Genomic DNA, 20,607 nt, shown 5'->3' on the forward strand with positions numbered 1-20,607 from the left:
TTCATCTGTTGCGTGCGGGGTGGCTCCCCGAGGCGACAGGGCAACAAAAAACCCTCGCTTGGCTGAGCGAGGGCTGTTTGTGCCACCGAAGGTGAGCGCGTCTAACTTGGCTCCCTTTATCGGTGGTGCGGCAGCGAAAGTCAATCTCGAAAGCGTGCTTTCGGGAGCGATGGCGCTTGGCCTCGCGGGACCGACGAAGGGAGGTCCGCATGACCACTTCCATAGGCGCCGTGCTGCGTAGCACTGGCCTCGCCAAGATCGACCGCGCCTTGCTAGCGCGTGCCGAAAAACCGCGCGTCAAAGTCTGGGCCGGCAGCATCGCCGTAGGCCACGAGAAGCGGGCGAAGGCCTACACGCCGATCCGCAATGCTCGCCAGATGCGCGAGATGATCGAAGCCGCAAAGCTCTACGAGCGGCAGACGCTCGCGCAGCGGCGGACAACCACGCCGCGCATTCGTAACGGTGCGATCGGACAGGCCGGCATCCAGATTATCGAGTTCCTGGCCCGCGTCATCGACTATAGCACCGGCGCGTTGTTCCCCAGCCTTCACACCATCATGGAGGGAACCGGCCTCAGCAAAAATTGCGTCGTTCAGACGCTTTCGCGCCTCAAAGAGGCGCGCATTATCGACTGGTTCCGGCGCTACGAGCCGGTTCCCGATCAAGAAGCGCAAGGCGCTGGCCCGCGCATCAAGCAGGCCACGAACGCCTATCGCTTCCTCTTCCCCGCCTTCCTCTCCAAAATCTTCGCCGCTCGCCGCCGTCGCGGCATCGCGGCTGACCCAGCCCCCGCTTGCGAACAGTATCGCCAGATCGAGGCGGCGCGCGACATGGAGCGCATGAGGGATCAGCTGCCCCTATGGGAGCTAACCCGTGAAGAGCGGGACAAGCGCGAGCTGGCCGATATTCTCGCCAGCTTGGGCGAAGCGATTGAGGCGAAAGAACGTGAGTCATCCGCAAGTGAAGATAACCGGCGGAGATATTTATATTGAATGGCCCTAGTCGGGCCATGCGCGATATTGGCATATATCCCGGCCGTTTGCCCGCCTCCGTGAAATGTGTATAAATCCCAATGTAGGGATACCGTTGACGAAAGAAGTTCGATGCAGATGGACGTCGAAGCACGCGCACGTCGGATCGTAGCGGATATGGGCGGCCACTGGCGCGGCTCATATGGCATGGTTTGCTGCCCAGCCCACAACGACCGCAATCCGTCGCTCCAAGTCACCCCGGCAAGAAGGCCGTCCTGTTCAAATGTTGGGCCGGTTGCAGCCAGGAAGCCGTATGGTCCGCGCTCAACAGCCGCAAAATCAATCGTCACACCAGCGGCGAGACGGTCGATCGCGCGCCTGAACCCTCGCGCCGGAAGCTCGCCCTGCAACTATGGGATTCCGCCGTGCCGATCGCGGGCACCGCGGCTGAACGCTATCTGCGTTCGCGCGCAATCGACCCGACCGGCCTCAAGGTTCGCTTCGCACCGCGCTGCATCGTTGGCCCGCCCGATGCCCGCGAAGAGCATCCTGCCCTTCTCGTGCCGTTCGAGGCCGATGAAGGCATAATCGCCGTGCAGCGGATCTTGCTCGATCCAGCAACCGGCGAGAAACGCTACCATGCGGCGCTGCGCGAGGCGAAATTGACGCTTGGCCTGGTCCGACATGCCGCCATGCGGATCGGCGGCCAGCCACCCGGCGACGTGCTGCGCCTCGCGGAAGGCTTCGAGGAAGCCGTTTCCGTGTCCCAGCTTAGCGCCGGGAAATTTAAGGTATGGGGCGCGGGCGGCATTCGCCGCTATGGCCTGATCGCGATCCCCGAACGCATCCGCAAAATCGTCATCTACTCGCAACACGGCCAGGAAGCGGCACAGGCCATAGAGGACGCGCGCGGCCACCTCACTGCCAACGACCGCGAATTGAAAATCATCCTCCCGCCAGCCCCGGCGCCGATGGACTGGAACGACATTCTTCAGGAGAAAGCCAGGTGCTGATCCGAGGTTTCAAAAATGGCCGCGAAATCAGCAAATCGCGTTGCCGATTCTCTCTGTTTTCGCGTTCGGTGCGCTGTTCAATCAGATGCAAGCAAGGAATAGCGAGCCAGTTTCGATCCACGTCGAGAACCCGCGCATTATCGACGGCGATACGCTCGAAACGCTCGATAAAAAGCGGGTGCGGTTGTCGGGAATCGATGCGCCGGATGAGGACGGTAAGGGCAATGTGCCCAAGATCGCAGCGCAGCTCTATTTGGAAGAGCTGGTGAAGCAAAATGGCGGCATGGATTGCACCAGCGATTTTCAGGACGAAAAGCTGACGATCGAGCCGATATGCAACACGCGGCGGACAAGCTGGGGCCGGTCTAACCTGTCGTGCCGGTTTCGGTCGAATGGGGCATCTGTTTCGGCAACGATGGTGCGCCATGGATATGCCGTTGATTACAGGCAACATTCAGGGCTGGCCTATGCCCGTTTCATGAAAGATGCAGCCGACGAGCGGCGAGGCCTTTGGGGTGTCGATTACGAGGCGATGAGGAATCTGGCGATCGAGAGGGGCCAGTTGCCGAACAAGTGCAAATGATCGGAGCCGGGAACCTGCCCTATTCCACCCCACGGCTGCGCCGCGCGGCTCCACGGAGCCAGCAAAGCCGTCTCCGCCCATTCGGGTGACGGTCAGGGCTATAAGGGAAGATTAGCATGAATGATGCGATGCGAACGACGATGCAGGCCGCGCCCGGCACAGTGCATCGCCGCGCGTCGAGGCAATCGCGGCATGGCTGATCGCCGCGCTCATTCTCGCAGGCGGCGGTATCGTTGCACGCCTGATCGTCGATTATCCGCGGCTCCTGCCGAACAGCTATATCGGCTTCCTTATCTACCGCGCTGGACCCACGATTGCGCTGCTATGGGCCTGTGCCGGCGCTGCGATCGCGATCAATGCCGCGACGACACGCCTGATGCTCTTGTCCGCATTGTGCGGATCAATCGTTGCGGTTCTCGCTCTCGCCATTCTCTAGCCGCTAAATGTGCGGCCCTGGGCCGCGCCTTGCCGGTGGTGGCAGCTGCCACCGGGGGGAACACCAAGGGCACCCGCCCTTTCGTTCCCGAAGCATAATCGACAGGACCGGGTTGCTCGACAAGTTCGGCCAGTTCCGGCGCGCTCACGCGCGCCGGGGCCTCCCTAGTCGCGCCGCCCGCACCACTCCCATCGATTTTGCTTCCCCTCCCCATCCCGCGCTTCGCCAGCGGGTCAGAGCCGCAGGCCGCAGGCAGCGGCTTCGCCTAAAGGAGTGAAAAATGACCATCCAGACCATCCAACTGAACAAGCTGGCGCTTTCCGACCTCAACGTGCGGAAGGTGAAGCCCAAGGAAATTGAAGCCCTCGCAGCCGACATTCAGGCGCGGGGCGTGCTGCAAAACCTGATCGGCTATGATGAGGACGGCAAGATCAAGATTTGCGCTGGAGGGCGGCGCTACCGGGCCTTGAAGCTGTTGCAGAAGGCAAAGACCATCCCCGGCACTTTCGAGGTTCCCGTTGAAATCCGCAGCAAGGACGAGGCGCTGGAAATCTCTCTTGCCGAGAACGCGCAGCGTGAGGACATGCACCCCGCCGATGCCATCGCCGCCTATCGGGCGATCATCGACAGCGGCAAAGACGTTGACGATGTTGCAGCATCGTTCGGCGTCTCCCCGCCTATGTCCGCCGCGTGTTGAAGCTGGCGGCGCTGCACCCGACCATTCTCAAAGCCTTCCAGAAAGACGAAATCGGCATGGGCGCGGCGCAGGCTTTCGCGCTGACAGACGATCAGGACCGCCAGCTTGAGGTTTTCAAGCGCACCGGCGACAACGCCCACCAAATCCGCGCCATGCTCACCCAGGAGAAGGTTGCCGATACCGACAAGCATTTTCGCATTGTAGGCGAGGAAGCCTATTGCGCCGCAGGCGGCACCTTCACCACCGATCTTTTCGGAGAACGTCGCTATTGCGATGATGCGGGCCTTGTCATGGACCTTGTGCAAGATCGGCTCGACGCCATCGCCAAGGCGGCGCGCGAAGATGGCTGGCGCGATGCAGAAGGGCAGCTCTACCGGCCTGATTCCTACTGGATGCGCGGCCATCTGGAACCCGCTGGCGAGCGCCATCCGACCGAGGAAGAAACCGCGCAGCTGGTCGAGATCGAGGCGGCAATCGCCAAGCGGGAAAGCGAGGTGGACGAGGACGAGCACGACTATGACGACGAGTTGCGCGCCCTGACCCGCAAGCAGGACGCTATCGTATCGGCTTGCCGCGTCTTCACCGCCGAGCAGAAGGCCGAGCACTCGCTTATCGTCTTCATCGGGCATGACGGTATCGAACAGGTTGCGTTCACGCGCAGCGCCAAGGGCACCGCCGCCGATGGCCCCAAGCCTCCCCGGCCCGACTACTCGCAGAAGGTCATGGATCAGCTGGGCGGCATCCGCACGATGGCGGTTCGGGAAGCCCTTGCCAGCGACCCGGAGCTGGCGCTGGACGTGCTCTTGACGGGCCTATTGGGGCAGGTTCGCGGCAACTCCTATTCGTGGCAACAAGCCGCCGAAATCACCGCCGAGAAGAACCGCTTCCATGTTGACGAGGCGATCATGGGCCATTCCACGATTGCCGACATTGACGAAATCGCGGGGGCCGATCTTGCCCGCTTGGCCGAGACACCCACGCTGGACGACATGCGCCAGATGGACAGCGAAGCGAAATTGCGGCTGCTGGCCTACTGCGTGGCCTCGCAGATCACGAGCCTTTCGTTCCATAGCGACCGCGACCGCCAGCTGGCGCAGATCGTCGGGGCCGCGCAGATCGACATGGCCGACAAGTGGGAACCCAATCAGGTATTCTATGACCAGCTTAGCAAGGCCACGCTCTTGAAGCTGCTGGCCGAAGGTTGCGGCAACGACGCCGCAGAGAATTGCCAGACCATGAAGCGCTCTGATCTTGCCTTGACGGTCAACGAGCGCCTTGCGGGGCGGCGCATCCTGCCCCCCGCCCTTCGACCCTCTGCCTTGCCCGATGCCGCTGATAGCGAAAGCCAAGCGGCATGACGGCATGGGGAGCGCGCTTCACTCCCGCGCTCCCCGCAAACTTGCGGGGCGGTGGCAGCTGCCACCGCACCCATTTTACAGAACGCAGCCGGTAAAATCGGCCGCGTATAATGAGCGGCTAGGGCCGCGCGTTGCCGGTGGTGGCAGCTGCCACCGGGGAACACCAAGGGCACCCGCCCTTTCGTTCCCGAAGCATAATCGACAGGACCGGGTTGCACGCCAAGTTCGGCCAGTTCCGGCGCGCGCGAGCGCCGGAGCCTCCCTAGCCGTGCCGCCCGCACCACTCCCATCGATTTTGCTTCCCCCCCCATCCCGCGCTTCGCCAGCGGGTCAGAGCCGCAGGCCGCAGGCAGCGGCTTCGCCTAAAGGAGTGAAAAATGGCTAAGGAAACGAACCGGATCGACATTTATCAGGCCGTCACCGACGACATTCTTGCGATGCTGGAAGCGGGCACCAAGCCGTGGGTGAAGCCGTGGAGCGGTGGGCCGACCATTCCGCTCCGGCACAATGGGGTCGCCTATCGTGGGATCAACGTCCTCAGCCTTTGGGCCAGCGCTATGCGTCAGGGCTTCGCCTCGCCCTATTGGCTGACCTTCAAACAGGCGTTGGAGCTGGGCGGCAATGTCAGGAAGGGCAGCAAGGGAACCACCATTGTCTATGCCAACAAGCTTGTCGTGAAAGACTCCGAGACGGACAACGAGCGCGCCATTCCGTTCTTGAAACGATACACGGTTTTCAATGCCGATCAGGTCGAAGGACTGGACGGCAAATATCCCGCGCCCGCCCCGATCATCACCAATCCCGAAACCCGCGACGTTGAGCTTGAAGTGATGTTCTCTCGCATCGACGCAACCGTTCGCATCGGCGGATCGCAAGCCTATTACCACACCCGCGACGACTATATCCAAATGCCCGCTTTTGAAGCGTTCCATTCCGCCGACGACTACTATGCCACGCTTGCGCATGAGGCCGTGCATCATGCAGGGCATGAAAGCCGCCTCAACCGAAAAACCCTGATTTCAACGAGTCGCGCCGACTATGCGAGGGACGAACTCGTGGCCGAGCTGGGCGCATCCTTCATCGGCGCGATTGTCGGTTTCAAGGTCGAGGAACGCGAAGACCATGCCGCGTATATCGAGCACTGGTTGACCGCGCTCCGCAACGACAAGCGCGCCATTTTTGAGGCAGCCCGCGAGGCGCAGAACGCCGCCGACTACCTGTTGGCGATGATGACCGACCAAGCGGATTGAATGCCCCGCCCCGCAAAATGCACGAGACGCCGCGCTTGCGCGGCGTCTCATTTCAGGAAAGTGAAATATGGGGGCTACTCAATGTGGTTTATATACAAATCCCGACATGTTAACTATGGGCGGGAGCAGGTCGTTTTTAGGTGCAAAATGGAAAATATCATCGACACCTACAGGAATCGCATCAAGGCGATGGGGTATGAGCCGCGTCGGCAGGAAGACATTCCTGACGTGATGGCAGCTTATTGCGAAGCAATCGCAAATTGCAAGATTGAAGGACTTGAATTGGTTTCGGATGACCACTCTTTTTGTTTGCTGTTGGTCGAAACCCAAATTCCCGTCGATGTGGCGATTGGTCTGGCGCAGGACTACAACCGTGATGTTCTGTCCCGCCAGAAACTTGCTGCATGATTGGTGAGCGACCCTTACACCTGGCGTAACAGCGACGTTCTTCGGAACAAGCTGGGAATCCGCGACGATAATATTCTCAAGGAGCGAGAAGCTTTCTTCTCGGTTGTCCGGCATGGCGAGCTGATTGTGCAGCGCGCCATGCCGGCGACGAATGCGCGCGAGTATCGCGAACTGCACAATCATCTGTTTCAGGATGTATATGATTGGGCGGGGCGCTTTCGGACTGTGGACATAAGCAAACCCGGCAGCACTTTTGCGCGAGCGCACTTCATTGCCCGCAGCATGGAGCACGAATTTAAGCAGCTGCCCGACCTCCAAACCCTCAAGTCGATGGATCGTGATCGCTTTGCCGATACCATGGGACGGCATATCTCCGAATTAAATGCCGTTCATCCGTTCCGTGAGGGCAATGGTCGTACCATGCGGCTGCACTTGCAGCTACATTCCCTTGCGGCCGAAAAATTCGTCTCGATCCAGGCAATGGGGCCGAAGGACTGGATGGAGGCGAGCCGCGATAGCTTCCATACCGGAAATCACGCCTCCCTCGCCAAAGTTATCCGTGATGCCATGCCCCTCGAACAGAGCCGCGTCGAGCCAGCGCGCGGGCCAGCGGGCATCGCGTTTCCGCCCTCGATGGAATCTCTCATGCCAGCTGGCGAACGGCGCGCTATGAGCATCGAGCAAGCCAAGGATCAGATCAGCCGTTACTTACCTACTGCGCAAACCGTTGCGTCGCGGCAGTATGAGCAGCTTAACCGGATCGCGGAAACGTCCGCTGACATGCGCCAGCTAGCCGCCCGTTCTGCGCAGGAACTCGCCTTTTTCCGTGATCCCAAAGGGCCGATGCACCACCTTCAACTGATCGAACAGCGCCGCTATCATCAAATCGAAGTCAGTTGGTCCGAGGGCATGGACCCGCTGCAACGAGTCCGCGCCATCAGCGCGGGCACTGCTGATTTCCTTTCGAAAATGACCGACCGCGACATTCAGGCCGCCGATCGCGTGCTACGTCTGCAAGTCATGCCTCCCGGCGTCAGTCAGGTTGATCTACGCCTTGCCGCGCAATTCGAGAAAAACTCGCCTGAGCAGAACCGGGCCGATGCCAGGTTCGCGCAATTCCAGCTGGCCATTGATAAGCGCGTCGCCACAGCTACCGAGCGCGGCGCATCGAAGGAACAGCTGGCGCAGATCGTCGAAAGCGCAAAGGCGCATGTCGCCGCAACATTGCGCGAAGGCAAATCACCGACACAGGCGGCCGAGAAATCAAAGGACCGCGAGCGCTGAAAATGAGCGGCCAGGGCCGCGCGCCTAGTAGTCTGTCAGCTGCCACATAGGATCGAGCGGCCCAGGGCCGCGCCCCGTCAGTAGTGGCAGTTGCCACCGGGGGAACACCAAGGGCACCCGCCCTTTCGTTCCCGAAGCATAATCGACAGGACCGGGTTGCACGCCAAGTTCGGCCAGTTCCGGCGCGCTCCCGCGCGCCGGGGCCTCCCTAGACGCGCCGCCCGCACCACTCCCATCGATTTTGCTTCCCCTCCCCATCCCGCGCTTCGCCAGCGGGTCAGAGCCGCAGGCCGCAGGCAGCGGCTTCGCCTAAAGGAGTGAGGAAAATGGAAGCGACAACTGACCAGATCGCCACCATCGCGGCGCTGAACGACATTGCGCGGCGAACGATGGGTGTGACTTGTCGCACCGTGATTACGCAAGGCATCGCGGCGCTGGACGAGAACACGCAGTCCGACATTCTCAAGATGATCGAGGGCTTTGAGGATTTCACACCCGACAACGACCCGCACGGCGAGCATGACGCCGGTTTCCTTTATCGTGATGTGATCGGCCAATGGCATACCCGCTGGACTGACGACAGCACGCGCCCAGCCCTCTCGGTCATGTGGAAGTTCGACTTGTATGATCCGGGCCTTGTCAAGATACCATTGAACGGTTCCTTTTGATGATGGGCTGGGGCCCCCACACGCAATGCTCAAGGATTGGCTTCATTCGTTCCGAGGTCAGCTGATGCACTATCCGTGCATAGACTTGTATCCGGTCGCGGCCGTGCCCGCGCACCATAATCCGTATTCACATCCCCGGATCGAGCAAAGGCGGATGCGGACCAAACTATTACTGGGCGTTTTCAGGCGCCATCAATTTTCCCGGTCACACATCACACCAATCCGCGTCGCCTTAACGAGCCTGTTGCAACATAGGCATCAGGCGGCGCGGAGCTCGGCACCTTGAGGGACCAGACCGGTCTCCACAAAGCGCCAAAGCGCGATTAACAATTTTCGGGCGAGCGCAACGATCCCTACCTTTGCCGCGCGAGCGCCGTTGCCTTTGAACCGGGTGCGATACCACACGGTCAGTTCGCTACTTGGCTGATATTTCAACCAACACCACGCAAGTTCCACCATCTGCACACGTGTGCTTCGGTTACCGGCTTTGCTGATGCCTTGATCACGCGAAACGTCGCCGCTGGCGAAGGGCGCCGGAGCTAACCCGAGGAAGGCCGCGACGTGTCGTCGGCTTTCGAACTTTCGGCAGAAAACCTCTGCGACCAACATTGCCGCGCTGTTCGGGCCAATGCCCTTCAGCTGCTCGAGGCGAACCGCTTTATCGCGGCATGGAAAGGTGGACTCCTCATCGAGCACAACTTGGGCGCGGTCCCTCTCGATGTCCTTGATCTGATCGTTGAGCAACGCAAGCCGCCCGAAACAGCGCTCGATCTGTCGACGAAGGTTTGGTGGCAAAGGCCGCCCGTCGCCGGTGCGCATGTCGTCGAGTTGGCTCGACCATTCACCGCCCTTGATGGCTTTGACAGATCGTATGCCTTGCAACGCAAGGAGCCCCTGATCCGAGAGATAATTCGGGTGCGCTCATGCACCAGATCGCCGCGCTCGCGCATTACTCTGCGTGCGTCCTCCTCCTCGGGAGAGGGCACCTCCACGACACGGCACACGCTTTTGTCGCCAGCGAGATAGGCTTTCAGAATCCCGATCATGGCTTCGGCGTCGATCCGGTCAGTTTTTGCGCGCCTGCCTCGCCGCGACACGAGGAAGCTGGCGGGATCCAGCACATATGTATCGATGTCGTTCGACCGCAGTAGCCTTGCGAGCCAGAAGCCATCATATCCAATCTCGAAGCACAGGCGAATGGCGGCAGGTTCGCCGATACGATCAGCGGCCTTGCACTCAAGATTTCGAAGGTGAGTGATCAGTGCCGCGCTGTTCCCGGCAGGAATTGTCCGCAGCGAAGGCTTCGCCGCTCCTGGCGAGAGCGAGGCAACAAGCCAGTTGCGCTTGCTGAGCTCAACGCTGACAATGACAGAAGTCTTGGGGCAGTAATCTGACGACGCGTTCTGCATGTAGCGTTCTCCGTGAGGTTTGACGGAACAACGGCATAGCCGATCCGGCCTGCATAGGATCTATTACGACCGCGATCTTGAATTTGGCAGCGCCGAACCGTGGAATCCCGATGCCACAACCCGCGTGCTCACCATTCTCCTAACCAGTGAATATTGAGGGAGGCCATCATGACCAAATCGCCCCCGGTTATCGAGCTTAGCTGGCGTGATGAGAATTATGGTTCCGTCTGCGCCGTCGCCGCTTTCCGCAACTATGCGGGCACACTGGATTGGAGCGACCGCACCCACCAGCGGTTTCGCGGATGCCTGAAACGTGCAGGCTTCGCGTTCCATTGGGGGCGATGCAGCTATATCGCCACCAGCGGCACCCGCGAAGAGAGGCAGCACGCCCTTTGTGACGAGCTGGCCCGCGCAGGATTCCAGATCGACAGCGGCGACGTGAGGGCAGAGGCATGAACCGCGAACGCCGCAAGCAGATCGCCGCCGCCCGCGTGCTGATCGACAAGGGCAAAGCCCTGTTGGATGAGGCGCGCGACATGCTTGAAACCGTCAAGGATGACGAACAGGCCGCCCGCGAGAATCTACCACCCAGCCTTGAGGACAGCGAACGTGCGCAGGCGATGGACGCCGCAGTTTCCGAACTGGAAAGCGCGATTTCAGCCCTTGAAGACTTCGACGCCGACGAGATCGGCACAAACCTCGACACCGCCAGCGAATAGGAAGGATTGACCATGCAACCCATGCGCCACCTAGATCGAGACACGCGCCGCGCCCGCCTTCTGGCGGCGCGCACGCGCCCCGTCGGCGGCATCAACCGGCGCGGCATCTTCACCGGCCATTGGGACGGCGGCGATGTTGTGCGCCAGTTTCGCGGCGACAACGGATCATGGATCGGCCTTGCCGCCTACAAGGCGAAAGAAGAGCCGGAGCCGCAGCCATGAAAATCAGCAACACGGCGAGCGCCGTTCGCGTCACCCTCTCGCCTACCGAGATCAGCGATTTGCAATTTGTGATCGAGGCGGCCGAGCGCGCGGGGCATTATATGCCCGCGCGCGTCCCCAACATCATGGCGGCGCTGACGCGCAGCGCCGACGATGTTCGGATGAAACAGGCGATGAAGCGGGCGGAAAAAGATCGCGTAACGCGGATCGAGCAGGACCGGCGCGCGCGCGAACGCCAATTCATGCTAGGCGACCGATACAGCGTCATGGCGAGCCGCGCCGACTACGCCGATGCGTCTTCCGATCCGGACGCGCGCCAATGGGTTGACCTAGTGTTTCATGAAATCATGCAGAGGCCGCTTCCCGATCAATACGAACTCCGGCGCGACGTGTGGCGTGTCCACGTTGTCCAACTGGACGGCGGCACGCTCGGCGCTGTTGTAGGCGGCGATTGCACTCAAACCGCCGACCCCGCCGAAATTGCTTCCGTAGCGGAGCAGCTGATCGCCCGCTTCGAGGGCAGAGCTTGACGCGTGGAGCGGTGGCAGCTGCCACCGCTCCAGAGAGATCTAGAATTTGGTGATGAGAGGCAGCAGCGCCGCCGCTTGGCTTCCCAGGACCGGCACCCAATAATTCGCGGCGCGGTAATCAGGGCCATGATCGACCGCCATCACCCCAAAGACATATCCGATCATCGGCAGCGTCCACAGCAGACGCCCGCCCAGGTCCACGCCCATCAACACCAGCGCAACGCCGAGCACGGCCCAAAGCGGAATCAGTCGTTCCATGATTTCGCGATGACGGACTATTCGCCATGCGCTTTCCCGGTCATCGGCGCTAACCTGCGATACGAGGCCCATAGCTTCCCCTTTTCATCAACGGTCGCCGGCGATCATCCAATGGCTTCACGAAAATGTGAAGAGCGTTTCGCGCGCATTGTCGTCAATCCGTTGTATAGCCTTCATCGAGCGAGGGCGAAGGACTGTGACAGCGGCCTTTCGCAAATCCTCTCGCTCAAAGGAGGTGATGTGATTTGACAGCATATGAAGCAGCTCAATTGACGATCGCAGCCGTCGCGCTCGTGATTGCAATTGTGAAGCTGGGGAAGTCCGATAAGGGCTGATCCAGCGGGGCGGGTGGTCTGACAGGGCCGCCCGCCCTAAAGTTTGAACCCGCCGTGTGACAGCACGGCGGGTTCAGGTAGGTGCGTGAAATGAATCAGCACACGAAGCATTGCCTATATAGCCCTTTTCCCTTGCCAATCCAATAGCCGGCGTGCGCGCGGCGCGTTCCCCTCCTGTTCCGTTTGGCGCATAAGCGCCCAATGGCCGCGAACTACAACCGCCCCAAGCCCATTGATCCTATCTGGTATCGGCAAGGCTGCTATCTGCGCATCCAGTGCGCTTGCGGTCGCCGCGTCGTCGCCCCGCTGGGCGACTTCGCCCGCTCACGCCGCATTTCTTTCGATACCCGCATATACGAACTCATCGCGCGGCTTCGGTGCAGCCAGTGCCGCCGCAAACCTTATGCGGACGTGTCGCGCAACCGCTCGGGCAATTAAACTGACGGAGGATCCGATTACTCGGATGCTTCCGGCGCTATCCGTTGGGCATGTCGCCGGCGACATGCCGCAGCGCCCGCTAGGTCGCCGCTATGCTATGACCTGGCGGGCGCTTTTCCTAGATTGAGGCGGCAATGCCGCCGCGCCCGCTGTTCGACTTCGGGGCCTGTTCCTGCCCCCTGCCGCAAGGGCTGGACCGTCTCGGCCGCTATGCGGCCTCGCTTGGCGATCAGGCGGGTTTCCCCGCCCTTCCTTCGCTTCGCTCCGTGCAGGACGGGTGATTCCCCTCCCCCTGATCGGCCCTGATTTGCGGCATTCCCCGGCCCTGCTCGCCGCTGGGCAGAAGTCGATGACCCGTCATCGCCTTCGGCTCCATTCTAGGCAGGGAAAACAGCACATGACCGACATTCCGCTGGCCACAATTCTTCGGATCAACGCCGCCCGCACCATCCCGCTCACTCGCTATGAGGAAGAGGGCAATTTCGACCGCTTTGGCTACATCAAAGACCTTGCCGAAAATCATGGCGCTGACCTTCCCGCTGTCATCGAGATTGCCGACCTACTAGGGCCGGAGGAAGATTTTGACGGCCTTGTGACCACCATCGAGGACGCCGCCGAGGGCTTCGGCTTTGGTGCTCTTATTGTCGGGGGCGTGAACATGGGCCAGGAGCTTATGACGCCCGCGCAGATCGCGGATATTTGCGACGGCCGAGACAAGGCCATAGCCCTTTGGCTCAGCCTCTATGACACCTACCATGCAACCCGCGACGAGGCGGCCCGCCTGACCCTTGGCGGCGCACTGTCGCTGTCATGTGGCCGCGACTGGACCGAGGACACGTTGACCCGCGCTTTTATCCAGTCGCAGCCTATCGACCAGCGCGACAAGGAGACGGGAGCGCGCAAGACCATCGACGCACGCGACAATTTCGAGCGCGTCTTGACGCACACGATGGACCGCCGGTGCTGGGCGGCCCTCATGGAGCAGCTGGGTTTTGACCAGCTGCTAGATCAGCAGGCCCGCAAGGAGTTTCATGACGGCTTGCGCGATGATCCCGTGCCGTTCACGCCCGACAACTGCGCCGCCACTTTCGGGAATATCTGGACCAACCGGCGCGACCTTTATTTGCGCGGCATCGCCAACGTCTTCGCCAAGCTGGATCGCCGCTTTCGCTCGCACAACGGTTTCAAGATCGGCGCGCGTCTCATCATCGACCGCGCCTTGAACGAATGGGGATCATGGGACCGCTACGAGCGCCGCGACACGTTGCGGGACGTGGAGCGCGTCTTTCTGGAACTGGACGAAAAGCCCCGGTTTCAGAGGGCCACAGCATCGCCTCACAGGTTGCCGATTCGGCACGCGTGCGCGGATCGCTGCCAACCGTGATCGAGGGCGACTATTTCCGCGTTCGCGTCTTCAAGAATGGGAATCTGCACATATGGTTCGAGCGTGACGACCTTCTGCAGAGCGTGAATCTGTTGCTCGCGGAATATTACGGCGAGGCTATCGGTGATGGCTATGAGACGACCGAGGCAGAAGCGGCCCCGGCCTATCATATCACGCCCGCTAAGAACTTCGGCGCGTTCATGACTTCCCCGGAGATCGCCGCCCAGGTCATCGAACATGCGAGGATCAGCACAGGCCAGCGCGTTCTAGAGCCTAGCGCGGGAAAGGCCGCGCTTGCTTCGGCCGCGCGCAACGCTGGTGCCGATGTAACTTGCGTGGAGCTGCAACCCGGCTTCGCCCACGAACTACGCGTAATCCACGGCTTTGCCGATGCGATCGAGGGCGATTTTCTCGCATTGGACCCGGCCCATTACGCACCGTTCGACGCGGTGATAATGAACCCGCCTTTTGATCGAGGCCGCGACTGTGACCATGTGCGCCATGCCCTCGCCTTTCTCAAACCGGGAGGCGTGCTGGTGGCAATCATGAGCGCGCGGGCAGAGTATGGCGAGGATCAGCGCCACAAGGCGCTACACCGCATGATCGCTGGTTGCGAGGCGATCTATTTCCACGGTCGCAAATGGATCGACCTTCCCCCGGTTCTTTCGCCCACGCCGGAACCAACGTGAACACTGTTTTGCTTGCGATCCGCAAGCCGGGTTGATCGGTGCAGGCGGTGGCAGCTGCCACCGCCTGTCCTGGCGCAGATTGAGGCGGCAAGCCGCCGCGCTGATTTGTCGCGTTTGGGGCCTGTTCCTGCCCCCTGCCGCAAGGGCTAGACCGTCTCCGCCGCTGCGCGGCTCCGCTTGGCGACCAGGCGGGTTTCCCCGCCCTTCCTTCGCTGCGCTCCGTGCAGGGCGGGTGATCCCCTCCCCCTGATCGGCCCCGTTTGCGGCATTCCCCGGCCCAGCGTCGCCCGCTTTCGGCAGAAGTCGATGACCCGTCATCGCCTTCGGCTCAATTAGGAAGGGAAAGCCCATGAAAATCCGTATCTACCGCCAGACCGAGCAGGACTTTGACCGGATCGAGATCGAGGGCGCGACCTTTGAAACCATCGTCAGCCGGGCAGCGGTCGAGGGGCTTCAATGCAGCGGTTACGACAGCAATCCGAGCCAGCGGCCTGAGTTGCAGGGCGCACCGAAATTCAAGGGCGTTTGCGGTCCTATGTGGGATGGCGATGCGATCCGCTACGAGTGCAGCGCCACCTATGCGGAGTTGAGCGCATGAGCGCCGCCGCCGCGATACGCACCGCGCAGGCCGACCAGCTGGGCGACCAGATCATTGCCGCAGGCTTCGCGCCAAACGGCTTTGTGCTGGACATTAACGGGGCGCTTGATGTGCCCCGCGACTTTCCCCTTTCCGCGCCGTGGAATCTGCCGTCGCGCCTGTTTCAGTTCCCCATCGAGGTCATCCGCGCAGAGCAGGACGAGCCGCGCAAGATCGGCCTTCGCCATCCTTTGCTTGCCGCCCATCCTTTCGTGCAACACGTCGAGCGTGCGCTTGGGATCGAGATCGCCCGCGATGGCGTGACGAACCGCCACGGCTACAGCAACCGCGTTCATTCGCTCTGGCATCATGCGGTGGACCTTATCAGCGCCGGGAAATGGCGCGAATTGCTCGCCACGCAGGAGTTCACCGAGCCGCGCAATATCTTCAATGCCGTTGTCTATGGCCTTCGCTATTCGGACCACGCCGACAGGAAGGCGAGCGGCCACATCAGCACCGTCGAGGCCCGCCAGATCATGCGGGAAATGGGAGCTACCGAGCCGACCGACCGCGCCGCGTTGCTTCGCAGCTTTTCCGCGCCGTCGCCCTGCCAGCAGGAACGCGGGGCCGAGCATTGGCCGATCAATCTTCACGGACCTTGCGCCGAGGATAAGGCATGGTCTTTCATCATCGGGATCGAGGATGGTTGGTTTTCCTATGACCGTTCCGGGCATCTGCAATGGTCCCCATGGGCCGCGACCGTTACGCGGCAGGCGATAGCGCCAGCTTTACCGAGGCGAGCGGCCAGACCGCTTTCGCCTTTTGAGGGGATCGAGCATGGCCCGCCATTGCATCCGCGAACCTCGCTACGTTCCCCCGGTGCAGCGCATCGGGGAGCAACCCGACTTGTTCGGTGGACCGACCCTTAGCCACGTTGCCGAGCGCCAAGGACCGCCGAAAGGATGGCAGCGCCAATTGCAGAAATGGGGCCGCTGCACCGTCATTGCCGATCTTGAGGCAGCGCCGCCGTCTGTCATCGACCCTCCCCGTCCCCGTCTCCGGTTTTCCTTGTCGCTTGCGTTGCTGCGAAGCTGGACCGCCCCGCCCCGGCGCGCGATCTTTACGCATCGCCATGGTTCCAGAAGGCCCGTGCCTATGTCGAACGACAGGGCGGCGCATGGTTCATCCTGTCAGCAAAGCATGGCCTGATCGCCCCGGAAACCGTCATCGCGCCCTATGACGAAACGCTAGGCGCGATGAAGGCAGCGCGCGCCGCCTTTGGGGCGCGCGCGTGATCGAAGCAATGGCCGAGCAGATCGACGCCGCCGCGCCGCTGATCGTTCTCGCAGGCCGCAACTATCGCGATCCCCTTTGGCCGCAGATCGAACGGCGCGCATCGGTTCCGATGGAGGGGCTTGGAATCGGTCAGCAGCTCGCTTGGTTGAGCGACAACTGAGAGCGAGAATTGTCGCGGTCCATGCGCAACTTCGCACGATGCGCTTCGAGGGGGCATCTGTTTGTCGCGCCGCCCTTTCAATCTATCCAACGCCATTTGGCGTTGTGAGTTTGAGGATTATAGGCCCAGCAACGGCCCAAGCCCCCGGTAGGGCCGCCCACTCTCGGCAAGCGCAAATGGCGTAGTTTGCGCTTGCCGGGAGACCAGTTGCCCTCTCTATATGGCAAGGTGACTGCCCTCTCACCGACAGCGCCCTTGTGGACCCAAGATCAGGCCATCGCCTATGAGGCGGCCCTTGAGGCCATCAACGACGTTATCGCCGGTTACAGTGAGCAGATCGCGCTCGAGCATGGTTGCGTAGCGCCGAACGCGGCGCGGATCGCTTGGCTCGAAATGCGGACGGATCAGGCATCGGCCACCGGCCATGCGCTCAATGTGGTGGATGATGAGAATGTCCGGCAAACGCTGCTGGAATACAGCGCGATCGTTCGGGCGCGAGACGGCGCAGGGTGAAGGTCCGCTCGATGGGCGGGCGTTAGTTTGTTAAATCCCCCGTCAGTGTCTTCCTAGCATGAGGGCTGCACCAGGCCGCATCAAGGATCGGCGGTTCCCCAATTTGCTGCGCAAATCGGCTCCCCCACCGCCCGCTAGCGCGGCCGCTTCGCGGTCCCTGACCCGACCCGGCGCTGCCCTCCCCTTGGCCTTGCCAATTCCGGCAACAAGGAGGTTGTTATGTCTCATCGTCTGTTCGCTCAGCTGGCTTTCGAGCGTGCGCTTGGAAATGCTGCGATCGAGGCGCTGGCGACCGCGTTGAACGATAAGGATCATTTCGACGCGGAAAGCATGTGGCCGAAAGACCCGATGTTTATCGGCAAGACGAGTGCTGACATCGAGGCGGTTGCGGCCGAGCTGGGCCAGATCATCGAGGACCGTATAAAGGACGTGCTCGACGGCCCCGGCATCCGCAACATCGAGCGCGGCGAATGCGTCTATCCGCAAGTCGTCGCGGTCGTGCTGGCGGCCAAGGCGAAGCGCGGCCAATCCGGCTGACGCCGGAGGGGCGGGCTAACCCCCTTTCGCCCGCTGGGCGAAACCGATGATCTCGGTGCCATGCAGAGCGCGGGGCGGGGCATCGAACCCCGCCCCGCGCAATCTCTTCTCTCTGTGTGTCGTGGCATTTTGGCATGGGTGCGCGCCAGCTTTCAAGGATCGGCGGTCCCCCAATTTGCTGCGCAAATCGGCTCCCCCACCGCCCGCTAACGCGGCCGCTTCGCGGTCCCTGACAGCCGGCGCCGGTGCCCATGCCGGGTGTCTCCCGTCACCAACGAGAAGGAGAACCGGATGCACATCAAATTGTTTAGAGCACTGAAAGCGGCTAATCTGTCCGACGACGCCGCAGCGGAAGTTGTAGAGGCTATTGAGGAGTATATCGCCGTGAAGGTTCAGGAGGCGAACAAGGGAATCGAAAGCAAGCTGACGGCACAAACTTGGGTCATCGGCAGCGTCGGTTTCGTCCTCGCAGTCATCGGCCTCGCGCCCGCTTTCATCAAACTGTTCCAGTAAGACAAAGGGAGGCTTCGGCCTCCTTTTTGCCGAACCGCCTGATTGTCAGGAGACGCAAATTGACCGACTTCGCACAAGCACGGCTCGATATGTTCGAGAGCGGTTTATTCGGCCAGGGCAATGCTTTCTGGCGCTGGATCGCCACGGACGAGGCGCGGCCCTATCTGACCGCTTTCGCCGTCGATCGCGCGCCACCCAGCGGAAGCGAGTTTTCGCGGCCGATCTTAGCGCCGAGGATCTACTTGATTCCGAACACCGGCCGAGCTGGCCCAGAAGATCGAAGCGGCTCACGGCTACCCCAAGACAGGAGAACGACAGTGACCGCATCACTCGCCGAGCGTCGCAGTCCGCTCACCATCAAGCCCGACCCGTCCAAGGCCGCGCAGGCGTGCCGCCTGCTGATCCGCGCCTATCTTGACGGCCCCGATGGCGTCGAATGGTCGGACGTCCAAGACGCCCTGACCGTCGCCCTGCAAGCCTTTCACTTGCCGGAGACGTTCGTTGAAACCGAGGGCGGACGATGGCAGTAAGGCACAGCACTTCGCGCCGTGGCTTCCGAAACACGCAGGAGAATTCAATGCGGAACATCGCTCTAGTCCTGGCATTACTTGCCACCACTGGCCCCGTAGCAGCGCAGGATTACCTAGGCACGCATCTCGACTCGGTTCGAGACGAAACACTGCGTCGTCACCAACAGGACATGGTGACGGACAGGCCTGGCGAGAGAAGGTCCAAGGCGCCTCCGCGTACCACGCCGTCACGGCAGGTTTCGCAGGCCGAGCGGCAAGCCGCCTTCTCTAGAAACAAGGCCGAGTATCGTCGCAGGATGCTGCGGGACGGCCCCGCCGCAGCGAACCGATGGCTGGACGAGCAGGCTGGCGCAGCCCCGGCCGACGCCCGTCCGAGGGCGACAACGCGCACCGGCAAGACGAGCTGCAAGAAGGTTCGCTGGGTCAATCGCGCGACGCCGGGATTCGGTGGAGGCCCGATGACAATGAGCCGGGTCGCCGTCTGCGCGGACTAGTTTGCGAGGGACGCGATCCGCCCCGACCCGGCACGACTTAAGCGCTTAAGCGAAGCCGCCCCTCGGGGCGGCCTGGTTCGCCTATCGCGACCCCGGCGTTGCGCCGGCGTCGGGTTCCTTGTTCGCAGCTCCGGCCGGCGGCCGCGTAGCATGCTCCGCACAGCTCACCCCTTCATTCCCTGCATTACAACCAGCTCCATCATTCTGCTGCACCACCACCAGGCGTGCCGTTGAGCTGTTGTTGCCGGGGTTAGGATCCACGACCCCCGCAGGTGGAGTCACCGTGGCCGTGCTGACTAGCCGCAGCCGCCTAGCGGCCCGCAGCGGTGGCCGGGGAACCGGCCACCGCACCCGCAATCCGAGACAGGAGCCACGCCATGAGCAACGACACCGAGACGGCAGCCCGTGCCCTGGTCGAAGCCACCCGCAGCGGCAAGCTCGGCGACGCCTACCGCGTCCTGGACAAACGCCCCGTGGACGAGGTGCAGGCAATCGCCTTGCAGGCCGGATTCTCGTGCATCAGCCGCACCAACCGGCGCAGCTTCATGGTGCACATCGTCCGCCAGGTGGCGGACGCCGCCCGCAACAAGACCGACGGCTACGGCCTGCGCGACCTCGCCGCCAAGGCGGCGCTGACGCCCGCCGCCAAGGGCCGTGACCGGCCCCTTAGCGCCGTGCGCGCCGGGGTTATTTGCGAGTAGCTGTGCGCTGTTGCTCCGCCACGTCGCGGATCATAGCTGCCCAGCATCCCAAGATCATGCCCTCTTCATTATCGACTTCGCTTGTGGCGACCGCATAGATACCCAGCAAGTTTGCAACCTCGCTCGCCTCGACAATGCCTTGGCGCGCAAGCAGCGTGGCAAACATCGAGTGCTCCCCCATTGCCCGCACCAGCGGCGCATCTTGTAGCAGTCGGTCAAATTCGCGGGGCGGGTTACTGGACATAGATTGTTCCGATCAAATTAAGCGACTGCCTTTCAGGACTTATCGCGGGAAGTGCTATCCGCTGCCAATAATTCGACAACCGATAATCCGAAAACATCGGCAAGGCTCTCCAAGGTAGCAAGCGTTGGATTACCATGTCCGCGCACCATGTATGAAATATGTGACGCCGCAACGCCCGAGCGTTCGGACAACTCCCCTTGAGTTATGCCTAGTTTCTTTAGTTCGCGAGCGATGTTGGCCCCTAGCTGGGCCATCAACGGCGATGTTCGTTTCAGGTATATGGTTGGCATCGTGTTCGCGTCCTTCTGGCTAGGCGCAGAATGTCGGCACGGGCAGCATGGCGCAATAGGGTTGCTCTAGAAGCTATTTGCGCCATGGCTTTCGCGCCTA

At 61.6% G+C, this 20,607-nt stretch carries 25 protein-coding genes and 4 pseudogenes; 25 read left to right on the forward strand and 4 right to left on the reverse strand.

Translation table 11 applies throughout. From position 1 onward, the window contains the following. The first annotated feature begins 209 nt into the window (after nt 1-209). From AC2S9W_RS19985 to AC2S9W_RS20025, 9 genes are all read left to right on the forward strand, one after another. Nucleotides 210-992: a hypothetical protein gene (locus AC2S9W_RS19985; protein WP_059153610.1), complete on the forward strand. Its 783-nt coding sequence runs from the start codon at nt 210-212 to the stop codon at nt 990-992. A gap of 191 nt (nt 993-1,183) precedes the next feature. Beyond that, nucleotides 1,184-1,984 carry a DUF7146 domain-containing protein gene (locus tag AC2S9W_RS19990; protein WP_486572120.1) on the forward strand — a complete coding sequence of 267 codons (801 nt, stop codon included), beginning with the start codon at nt 1,184-1,186 and terminating at the stop codon, nt 1,982-1,984. A 40-nt stretch (nt 1,985-2,024) separates the two neighbouring features. Then, complete coding sequence (locus AC2S9W_RS19995; protein ID WP_032073064.1) at nt 2,025-2,567, forward strand: thermonuclease family protein; 543 nt, start codon at nt 2,025-2,027, stop codon at nt 2,565-2,567. A gap of 716 nt (nt 2,568-3,283) precedes the next feature. Then, nucleotides 3,284-3,700: a ParB/Srx family N-terminal domain-containing protein gene (locus AC2S9W_RS20000; RefSeq protein ID WP_486572121.1), complete on the forward strand. Its 417-nt coding sequence runs from the start codon at nt 3,284-3,286 to the stop codon at nt 3,698-3,700. Next, the gene (locus AC2S9W_RS20005) at nt 3,694-5,058 is read left to right on the forward strand and encodes a ParB/RepB/Spo0J family partition protein (protein WP_486572122.1); all 1,365 of its coding nucleotides are present in this window, start codon (nt 3,694-3,696) and stop codon (nt 5,056-5,058) included. The genes AC2S9W_RS20000 and AC2S9W_RS20005 overlap by 7 nt, the downstream gene beginning before the upstream one ends. Nucleotides 5,059-5,435: 377 nt before the next feature. Further along, nucleotides 5,436-6,308: an ArdC family protein gene (locus AC2S9W_RS20010; RefSeq protein WP_059153607.1), complete on the forward strand. Its 873-nt coding sequence runs from the start codon at nt 5,436-5,438 to the stop codon at nt 6,306-6,308. Nucleotides 6,309-6,455: 147 nt separating this feature from the next. Next, nucleotides 6,456-6,716, forward strand: coding sequence for a hypothetical protein (locus AC2S9W_RS20015; protein WP_022684640.1), 261 nt, complete (start codon nt 6,456-6,458; stop codon nt 6,714-6,716). 3 nt (nt 6,717-6,719) lie between these two features. Next, complete coding sequence (locus AC2S9W_RS20020) at nt 6,720-8,000, forward strand: Fic/DOC family protein (protein ID WP_059153630.1); 1,281 nt, start codon at nt 6,720-6,722, stop codon at nt 7,998-8,000. Between the two features lie 326 nt (nt 8,001-8,326). After that, nucleotides 8,327-8,668 (forward strand): DUF3768 domain-containing protein, encoded by a 342-nt coding sequence (locus AC2S9W_RS20025; RefSeq protein ID WP_486572123.1) that lies wholly within the window; start codon nt 8,327-8,329, stop codon nt 8,666-8,668. Between the two features lie 258 nt (nt 8,669-8,926). Here the strand turns inward: AC2S9W_RS20025 and AC2S9W_RS20030 are convergent. Further along, nucleotides 8,927-10,077 (reverse strand): annotated as a pseudogene (locus AC2S9W_RS20030) (IS110 family RNA-guided transposase). Nucleotides 10,078-10,138: 61 nt separating this feature from the next. Here AC2S9W_RS20030 and AC2S9W_RS20035 point away from each other — a divergent pair. From AC2S9W_RS20035 to AC2S9W_RS20055, 5 genes and pseudogenes are all read left to right on the forward strand, one after another. After that, nucleotides 10,139-10,234 (forward strand): annotated as a pseudogene (locus AC2S9W_RS20035) (DUF3768 domain-containing protein); the annotation flags it as partial. 11 nt (nt 10,235-10,245) lie between these two features. Then, a complete protein-coding gene (locus tag AC2S9W_RS20040; protein ID WP_030541545.1) occupies nt 10,246-10,533 on the forward strand; it encodes a hypothetical protein in 288 nt (95 codons plus the stop codon). After that, entirely contained in the window at nt 10,530-10,796 is a 267-nt protein-coding gene (locus AC2S9W_RS20045; RefSeq protein WP_008831641.1) for a hypothetical protein, read from the forward strand. Before AC2S9W_RS20040 ends, AC2S9W_RS20045 begins: the two co-directional genes overlap by 4 nt. A 12-nt stretch (nt 10,797-10,808) precedes the next feature. Beyond that, nucleotides 10,809-11,018 carry a hypothetical protein gene (locus AC2S9W_RS20050; protein WP_004213310.1) on the forward strand — a complete coding sequence of 70 codons (210 nt, stop codon included), beginning with the start codon at nt 10,809-10,811 and terminating at the stop codon, nt 11,016-11,018. After that, nucleotides 11,015-11,548 carry a hypothetical protein gene (locus AC2S9W_RS20055; RefSeq protein ID WP_037520606.1) on the forward strand — a complete coding sequence of 178 codons (534 nt, stop codon included), beginning with the start codon at nt 11,015-11,017 and terminating at the stop codon, nt 11,546-11,548. The genes AC2S9W_RS20050 and AC2S9W_RS20055 overlap by 4 nt, the downstream gene beginning before the upstream one ends. Before the next feature lie 39 nt (nt 11,549-11,587). Here AC2S9W_RS20055 and AC2S9W_RS20060 read toward each other — a convergent pair whose 3' ends face one another. Beyond that, nucleotides 11,588-11,806, reverse strand: a complete 219-nt coding sequence (locus AC2S9W_RS20060; RefSeq protein ID WP_237230251.1) for a hypothetical protein — start codon at nt 11,804-11,806, stop codon at nt 11,588-11,590. A 9-nt stretch (nt 11,807-11,815) separates the two neighbouring features. Between AC2S9W_RS20060 and AC2S9W_RS20065 the strand changes: the two genes are divergently transcribed. From AC2S9W_RS20065 to AC2S9W_RS20115, 11 genes and pseudogenes are all read left to right on the forward strand, one after another. Continuing rightward, complete coding sequence (locus AC2S9W_RS20065) at nt 11,816-12,055, forward strand: hypothetical protein (RefSeq protein WP_172705133.1); 240 nt, start codon at nt 11,816-11,818, stop codon at nt 12,053-12,055. A gap of 287 nt (nt 12,056-12,342) precedes the next feature. Beyond that, entirely contained in the window at nt 12,343-12,579 is a 237-nt protein-coding gene (locus tag AC2S9W_RS20070) for a hypothetical protein (RefSeq protein ID WP_008831822.1), read from the forward strand. A gap of 976 nt (nt 12,580-13,555) precedes the next feature. Then, a pseudogene (locus AC2S9W_RS20075) lies at nt 13,556-14,652 on the forward strand (DUF4942 domain-containing protein). A 349-nt stretch (nt 14,653-15,001) separates the two neighbouring features. Continuing rightward, nucleotides 15,002-15,250: a hypothetical protein gene (locus AC2S9W_RS20080; RefSeq protein ID WP_030541643.1), complete on the forward strand. Its 249-nt coding sequence runs from the start codon at nt 15,002-15,004 to the stop codon at nt 15,248-15,250. Further along, entirely contained in the window at nt 15,247-16,158 is a 912-nt protein-coding gene (locus tag AC2S9W_RS20085) for a hypothetical protein (protein ID WP_486572124.1), read from the forward strand. Before AC2S9W_RS20080 ends, AC2S9W_RS20085 begins: the two co-directional genes overlap by 4 nt. Then, a pseudogene (locus AC2S9W_RS20090) lies at nt 16,067-16,685 on the forward strand (DUF6884 domain-containing protein). The gene AC2S9W_RS20085 and the pseudogene AC2S9W_RS20090 overlap by 92 nt, the downstream one beginning before the upstream one ends. 255 nt (nt 16,686-16,940) lie before the next feature. Then, nucleotides 16,941-17,198 (forward strand): hypothetical protein, encoded by a 258-nt coding sequence (locus AC2S9W_RS20095; RefSeq protein ID WP_008831892.1) that lies wholly within the window; start codon nt 16,941-16,943, stop codon nt 17,196-17,198. Between the two features lie 219 nt (nt 17,199-17,417). Continuing rightward, on the forward strand, nt 17,418-17,735 hold the full coding sequence (locus AC2S9W_RS20100) for a hypothetical protein (protein WP_006953908.1): 318 nt from the start codon (nt 17,418-17,420) through the stop codon (nt 17,733-17,735). Between the two features lie 291 nt (nt 17,736-18,026). Then, nucleotides 18,027-18,248: a hypothetical protein gene (locus tag AC2S9W_RS20105; protein ID WP_004213291.1), complete on the forward strand. Its 222-nt coding sequence runs from the start codon at nt 18,027-18,029 to the stop codon at nt 18,246-18,248. 59 nt (nt 18,249-18,307) lie between these two features. Continuing rightward, a complete protein-coding gene (locus AC2S9W_RS20110) occupies nt 18,308-18,778 on the forward strand; it encodes a hypothetical protein (protein WP_486572125.1) in 471 nt (156 codons plus the stop codon). An 871-nt stretch (nt 18,779-19,649) separates the two neighbouring features. Then, nucleotides 19,650-19,973, forward strand: a complete 324-nt coding sequence (locus AC2S9W_RS20115; protein WP_486572126.1) for a hypothetical protein — start codon at nt 19,650-19,652, stop codon at nt 19,971-19,973. On the opposite strand, the gene AC2S9W_RS20120 is transcribed toward AC2S9W_RS20115, so the two are convergent. Both AC2S9W_RS20120 and AC2S9W_RS20125 read right to left on the reverse strand, forming a co-directional pair. Next, entirely contained in the window at nt 19,960-20,139 is a 180-nt protein-coding gene (locus AC2S9W_RS20120) for a hypothetical protein (RefSeq protein WP_008827848.1), read from the reverse strand. The genes AC2S9W_RS20115 and AC2S9W_RS20120 overlap by 14 nt on opposite strands. Before the next feature lie 110 nt (nt 20,140-20,249). After that, nucleotides 20,250-20,507, reverse strand: coding sequence for a helix-turn-helix domain-containing protein (locus AC2S9W_RS20125; RefSeq protein WP_008827847.1), 258 nt, complete (start codon nt 20,505-20,507; stop codon nt 20,250-20,252). Between the last annotated feature and the right edge of the window lie 100 nt (nt 20,508-20,607).

The sequence above is a fragment of the Sphingopyxis sp. 550B genome, assembly GCF_057401805.1.